Source organism: Devosia sp. (genome assembly GCF_017307565.1).
Classification (GTDB): Bacteria; Pseudomonadota; Alphaproteobacteria; order Rhizobiales; family Devosiaceae; genus Devosia.
Window position 1 is genome coordinate 1 of sequence record NZ_JAFKHD010000506.1, and the last position, 6,334, is coordinate 6,334.

The 6,334-nt window shown below is 61.7% G+C and carries 8 protein-coding genes; 4 read left to right on the forward strand and 4 right to left on the reverse strand.

Annotation, left to right across the window (positions count from 1 at the left end):
* A partial coding sequence (locus J0I64_RS21955) for a DNA recombination protein RmuC (RefSeq protein WP_291412322.1) occupies positions 1 to 1,259 on the reverse strand: 1,259 nt, incomplete at its 3' end.
* A gap of 133 nt (positions 1,260 to 1,392) precedes the next feature.
* On the opposite strand from J0I64_RS21955, the gene def reads away from it, so the two are divergent.
* From def to truA, 3 genes are read left to right on the forward strand one after another with little or no spacing between them, the layout of a single operon-like run.
* Entirely contained in the window at positions 1,393 to 1,908 is a 516-nt protein-coding gene (def, locus tag J0I64_RS21960; protein WP_291412324.1) for a peptide deformylase, read from the forward strand.
* A gap of 49 nt (positions 1,909 to 1,957) precedes the next feature.
* Positions 1,958 to 2,884, forward strand: a complete 927-nt coding sequence (gene fmt, locus J0I64_RS21965) for a methionyl-tRNA formyltransferase (protein ID WP_291412327.1) — start codon at positions 1,958 to 1,960, stop codon at positions 2,882 to 2,884.
* On the forward strand, positions 2,884 to 3,621 hold the full coding sequence (truA, locus tag J0I64_RS21970; RefSeq protein WP_291412329.1) for a tRNA pseudouridine(38-40) synthase TruA: 738 nt from the start codon (positions 2,884 to 2,886) through the stop codon (positions 3,619 to 3,621). Before fmt ends, truA begins: the two co-directional genes overlap by 1 nt.
* Here the strand turns inward: truA and J0I64_RS21975 are convergent.
* Genes J0I64_RS21975 through dapE form a run of 3 tightly spaced genes read right to left on the reverse strand, consistent with a single transcriptional unit; the run spans position 3,618 to position 5,930 of the window.
* The gene (locus J0I64_RS21975; protein ID WP_291412332.1) at positions 3,618 to 4,181 is read right to left on the reverse strand and encodes a hypothetical protein; all 564 of its coding nucleotides are present in this window, start codon (positions 4,179 to 4,181) and stop codon (positions 3,618 to 3,620) included. The genes truA and J0I64_RS21975 overlap by 4 nt on opposite strands.
* A gap of 16 nt (positions 4,182 to 4,197) precedes the next feature.
* On the reverse strand, positions 4,198 to 4,743 hold the full coding sequence (locus tag J0I64_RS21980; protein ID WP_291412334.1) for a hypothetical protein: 546 nt from the start codon (positions 4,741 to 4,743) through the stop codon (positions 4,198 to 4,200).
* Entirely contained in the window at positions 4,740 to 5,930 is a 1,191-nt protein-coding gene (gene dapE, locus J0I64_RS21985; protein ID WP_291412336.1) for a succinyl-diaminopimelate desuccinylase, read from the reverse strand. The genes J0I64_RS21980 and dapE overlap by 4 nt, the downstream gene beginning before the upstream one ends.
* Positions 5,931 to 5,961: 31 nt before the next feature.
* On the opposite strand from dapE, the gene J0I64_RS21990 reads away from it, so the two are divergent.
* A partial coding sequence (locus tag J0I64_RS21990) for a DUF805 domain-containing protein (RefSeq protein ID WP_291412338.1) occupies positions 5,962 to 6,334 on the forward strand: 373 nt, incomplete at its 3' end.

Here is a 6,334-nt window from a genome sequence, read left to right on the forward strand (position 1 = left end):
GCCTTGGCAAAATCCTGGCTCGCGCGCTCGATGCTGCTGCCCACCTTGTCCATGGTCCCAAGGAACCCGGCGACCTTCTCGTAAAGCGCGCCGGCCCGCTCGGCGATTTCCTCGGCATTCTGGTGGCGCTTTTCGATGTCCCAGACATTGCGCACGGTCCGCAGCACCGTCATCAGCGTTGTCGGCGTCGTCAGCATCACGCCCTTGCCCATGCCGAATTCGACAAGCTTGGTGTCATGCTGGATCGCCGTCGCCAGCGCCGATTCAATCGGCACGAACATCATCACATAGTCGAGGCTCGACTTGGCGGCGCGGTGGTAGCTCTTGTCGCCCAGCGTCGTGATATGGCCGCGCACCGAAGTGATATGGGCGCGCAGATGCTGGTCCCGATCCAGCTCCTCGCTGTTCACAAAGGCTTCGAAGGCGGTGAGGGAGACTTTCGAGTCGATGACCAGCTTGTCGCCATTGGGCATGAGGATTTCGACGTCGGTCCGGACGCGCTGCCCGTCTTCGCCGCTATGGCTTTGCTGGGTAAAATACTGCTCGCCCTCGCGCAGGCCCGATTGCTCCAAAATGGTGGAAAGGATCATTTCGCCCCAGGCGCCCTGCGTCTGCGAATTGCCCTTTAGTGCCCGAGTGAGATTTTGCGCTTCCGTGGTGATCTGCAGATTGCTCTCGGCCAAAGCGCGGATGCGCTCGCCCATGGCCGAGCGATCCTCGACGAGGTTCTTGTGAAACTCGGTGATCTTGTCCTGCAACGGCTTGAGCAGGGTGTCGACCTGCTCGCGGTTCTGCTTGGAAAACGTCTCGCCATGGCTTTTGAGTACGTCACCGGCAATGGCCTTGAACTCGTCGGTCATCTGCTGCCGCGCTTCGGTAAAGCGCTTCATATTGGCTTCGTTCTGCCTGTTCTGCTCGTCGAGCCGCGTCCGCATCGCCGCCAGTTCAGCCGTCAGTTCGCTGTTCTTTTCCCGCTCATTGTCGATCAGTTCGCCCGCCCGCTCGCGCTCGCGAACCAGCACGAGATCAAGGTCGCGAATGCGCATGTCGCGCTGCGCAATCTGTTCAAGAAAACTGGCCTTGAGATTTTCGCTTGCTTCCCGCGCTGCGTCATCGGCCCGCTGCGCATTGGCGCGGGCCGAGCCGACGAGAAGAAAAACGCCTGTCGCCAGCAGCACCACGATGCCGACAACAAGCGCAAGCCCCAGGGTCACCGGCACGGAGCCGACCATGAACAGAATAGTGTCGAGTTCACTCATTGCGGCACTCTACCCGATTCTTCTGTTCTTAAAATGTTCTATTCTGCGCGGTGCGCAGACGACCTCTGCAGTTGACCGCAGGGCCTCAAAACGCCATATCGGGTGCAAATCCAGATATTGCCGGACCTTTGCCATGGCCATCCGCCCTATTCTCATCATTCCCGACGCGCGCCTGCGCGCAGTTGCCGATCCGATCGTCGAGGTTGACGAGGAGATCAAGACCCTGGCCAAGGACATGCTCGACACCATGTATGATGCCCCGGGCATTGGCCTGGCCGCGCCCCAGATCGGGGTGATGAAGCGCATCGTCGTCATGGACCTCGCCGCAGAAGGCGAAACCCCGACCCCGCTCGTCATGATCAATCCCGAAATCACCAAGTTCGGCGACGAGATCCAGGTGACCGAAGAGGGCTGCCTGTCGATCCCCGAGCTCTACTATGAAGTCGAGCGCCCCTCGACGGTCACGGTGAAGTACACCGATCTCGACGGCAAGGAAGTCACCAAGGACGCCGATGGCAAGCTCGCCGTCTGCATCCAGCACGAACTCGATCACCTCGATGGCGTGCTCTACATCGACTATCTCAGCCGCCTGAAGCGCGACCGCGTTATCAAGAAGTTCGACAAGCAAGCCAAGCTGGCTGCGCGCTAAGAGCCCAAGCCCCGCGCTCGCGCGGGGCATCTGCCCAGGAGTAAAGCCAATGCGCGTCGTCTTCATGGGCACGCCCGAATTTTCCGTACCGACGCTGACCGAGATCGTCGCTTCCGGCCACGAAGTGATCGCGGTCTATACACGCGCGCCAAAGCCGGCCGGTCGCGGCCAGGCCGAGCGCAAGAGCCCGGTGCATGAAGCGGCCGAAAATTTCGGCATTCCCGTCTTCACGCCGAAAAGCCTGCGCAACGAGGCCGAGCAGGCCCAGTTCGCCTCTCTCGAGGCTGACGTCGCCGTAGTCGTCGCCTATGGCCTGATCCTGCCCAAAGCCATACTCGAGGCGCCAACCGAAGGTTGCCTTAATCTCCACGGCTCCTTGCTCCCCCGCTGGCGCGGCGCCGCGCCCATGCAGCGCGCCATCATGGCCGGCGACAAGCAGACCGGCATCGTGGTGATGAACATGGACGAAGGTCTCGACACCGGCGCCATGGGCCCGACGGAAATCATCCCCATCGGCCCCGACATGACCGCGGGCGAATTGCACGACCAGATGATGCGCCTCGGCGCCGACCTCATGGGCCGCGCCCTCGCCGCGCTCGAACGCGGCAGCTTGGATTTCACGCCCCAGCCCGAAGCCGGCGTCACCTATGCGGCAAAGATCGAAAAGGCCGAGGCCAAGCTCGATTTCTCCAAATCCGCCGAAGAGGTCCACAACACCATTCGCGGCCTTTCGCCTTTCCCGGGCGCCTGGTTCGAGCTGGAGCTCGCCGGCAAGCCCACCCGCATCAAGGCGCTGCGTTCCACCATCGCCTCCGGCAATGCCGCTCCCGGCACGCTGATCGGCCCTGACCTGACCATTGCTTGTGGCTCTGGCGCCGTCCGCCTCACCCAGGTGCAGCGCGAAGGCAAGGGCGCGATGGACGCGGCAACGTTCCTCCGCGGGGCAGGAGTCTTGCCTGCAACTGTCGTCGGCTGATGCCACGCTATCGCATCACCATCGAATATGACGGCACGCCCTTCTGCGGCTGGCAGCGCCAGGCCGATCGGATGAGCGTGCAGCAAGCCCTCGAAGACGCGATCTTCCGCTTCTCGGGCGAAACGGTTTCAACGCAAGCCTCCGGCCGCACCGATGCCGGCGTGCATGCCCTGGGCCAGGTCGTCAGCTTTGACCTCTCCACCGACCGCGACCCGTTCCGAGTGCGCGAGGCGCTCAATTATCACCTGCGCCCGCATCCCGCCGCCGTCATCGACTGCGAAGTGGTCTCCGAGACCTTCGAGGCCCGCTTCTCGGCCCTCGCGCGTCACTACGAGTACCGCATCCTCAATCGCCGCGCCCCCGCCGCGCTCGAGCGCCATCAGGTCTGGCACGTCCCCATGCCGCTCGACGCCGAAGTGATGCACCTCGCCGCGCAGAAAATTCTCGGCCGCCACGATTTCACGACCTTCCGCTCCTCCGAGTGCCAGGCCAATTCGCCCATCCGCACGCTCGACCACTTTGCCGTGCGCCGTGAACTCGACCATATCGTCGTCACCGCCAGTGCCCGCAGCTTCCTGCACCATCAGGTGCGCTCCATGGTCGGTTCGCTGAAACTCGTGGGTGAGGGCAAATGGAGCCCGGCCGATTTCCGCGCCGCGCTTGATGCGGCCGACCGCAGCCGCTGCGGCGCCATGGCGCCATCAGCGGGGCTCTACTTTGTGAAAGTCGACTACTAGGTCAGGGCCGAGGCGGGCAGGAAGAGGGCGACGATGCCCAGTGCCAGGAACACGCCCACGGCCTGCGACACGAACAGCAGACCAATCTGCAGCGGCGTCAGCGTCACGATAAAACGGCCGATATTGATGAAGGTCAGCAGCGCCACAATGGCGATGCCGAGCAGTAGCACGATGCCGGCTTCACCGAAAAGCGTCGAGATCAGCAGCAGCACCGCCGAAAACAGCGTCACCCAATTGCTGGCGACGAGGTAGGGGATAAACCCGTCCTGCCGGCCCATCTGTCGCAGCACGATGGCCGCCATGCCCGCTTGGGCGAGGAACAGCACGCCATTGACGATAACTGACTGCGTTGCAGCGCCTGCCGGCATGTGAATGCCCAGCAGTTGCGGTCCAAAAGCCGCCAGCATGACGGCGACGACAGCGGCAATCAGGCTGCCGACAAGTCCGCGCTGGGAAAAATCGAAATAGGCCGAAGCGTCGCGCTTGCCGGTGACGAGGGCAAGGCAGCCCCGCAGAGCATGGGCGGCTTCTTCGAAAAATGGAGCATTGGACTGGGCCAAGGGCGTGCGTCTCGTCTCAAGGGGTGGGCGCGGCCACAGGGCCAAGCACCATGTAGAGCGTCACAGGCATACCGACAAGCAGCACCATGGTCAAAACCGCAAATGCCGCAGCCACACCAATATTCCACCCCTCGGTGCGCCAGCCGAGGCAGAAGAGCAGATAAGCCAGCCCCAGCCAGAGCAGCACCAGCACCGGCCCGGCAATCAGCGAGAGTATGGTGCCGACAATGAGATAGGTGATGAGCGCATAAACGCCGGGCACGAGCAGGCCCAGCGTTTGCACCGGAACCGGCACCAGTTTCCTGGTAATGAAAATGCTGGCCAGTAGCGCGACGATGGAAAGGCTCTGCACCAGCAGGGCGATGATGAGGCCGAAAAGGCTCGGTATGCCGACATCGGCGGTGGCGAGCGCAATCGAGAGCACGGCGAAGAACAGGAACAGCACCAGCGCCGTCGCTAGACCCGCGGCGGAAATCGAAAAATGTCCCTGCCAGTCAGCATCGCCACGGATGATGGCGATCCAGCCGGCCAGGGCGTTTTTCAGCGCAGCCCAGATCTTCATTCCACCTCGCCCGAAAAGAACTTTTCCATAAAGCTTTCGTAGATCGCCGTCAGCCCGACGAGATCGGTGATCGAGATATGCTCGTCTGCCTTGTGCATGGAGGGGCCGACGAGCCCGCATTCCACCACCGGCCCATATTGGGCGACAAAGCGCGCATCCGAAGTGCCGCCGCCCGTCGAAAATTCCGGCCGCCGCCCCGTGACGTCTTCGATGGCGTCAGAAAGGGTGTCGATATCGTCGCTGAGCGGGGAGAGGAACGACCGCGAGGGCACGCCCGCAATCGCGAAATTAACCTCGGTTCCCCTGGCGTCGACCGATGCGATCCGCCCGCGCACCCATTCGGCCAAGCTGTCCGGCGTCCAGGTGTCGTTGTAGCGAATGTTGAATTTCAGCGTGCCCGCGCCGGGAATGACATTGCTGGTGGGGTTGCCGACATCCACCGTCGTCACTTCGAGATTGCTGGCCGGAAAATGCTCCGTGCCATCATCGAGCCTGGTCGTGCTCAGCGCCGTCAAAATCACCGCCAGCACCGGCAGCGGATTGTTGGCCTTGTGCGGATAGGCGACATGCCCCTGCACGCCTTTCACCGTCACGACGCCCGAAAACGAGCCGCGCCGTCCGATCTTGATGCTGTCGCCCAGCGCTTCGGCCGAACTCGGCTCGCCCACAAGGGCAAAGTCGAACCCATGGCCATTGTCGGCCATCCAGCGCACCAGCTTTTCCGTGCCATTGATGGCATCGGCCTCTTCGTCATTGGTAATGGCGAGCTGGATCGTCCCCGCTTCGGCGGGAATGGCGGCACAGGCGGCGACAAAGGCAGCAACGCCCGATTTCATGTCGGCCGCACCACGTCCGAAAAGCTTGCCGCCCTCGATGCGCGGCACGAAGGGATCGCTCGTCCACTGCGCGCCATCGCCCGGCGGCACCACGTCTGTATGCCCGGCAAAGAGCAGTTTTCGGCCGCCCGTACCGCGCGTCGCAAAAATGTTGTCGACGGGATAGGACCCGTCGCCATCGAACCGCAGATGGGTCACGGCAAAGCCGATCCCCTCGAGCTCTTTCGCCAGAAGGTCGAGCACGCCTGCCGTTTCCGGCGTAACCGAGGGGCAGGCGATGAGGCGTTCGAGCAGATTTTGCGCCCGGCACTTACTGTCTCGATCTTGCCAAGTAATAGAATCTTTTGCCATATCGCTTCGTTTAGTTGCTTTGGGGGCACAATTGAAAGGCCAGATACTTCACTACGACGACAATTCTGGGGTCGGGCAAATTTCCGGCGAAGACGGAATTCGTTACAATTTCAAGCGTTCTGATTTAATGCGGCTAGTTCCGATACGGGCCGGAATGCTGGTGGATTTCGACTTTGATGAAAAGGACGCCAAGGAGATTTACGTCCTTTCTGGTACACAAGCTGGTCCCTACATGGGTGATGTTGGAAGGGACCTGGGTTTCTTCGGTTACTTCAAACGCGGCATGACTAGTTATTATTTCAATTTCTCCGGTCGTGCTCGGCGCAAAGAGTATTGGGGTTTTTGGGTCTGGCCTATTGTTGCTTTTTTTCTGCTAGGCCTCGTAGGTGTCATGATTGCTGCAG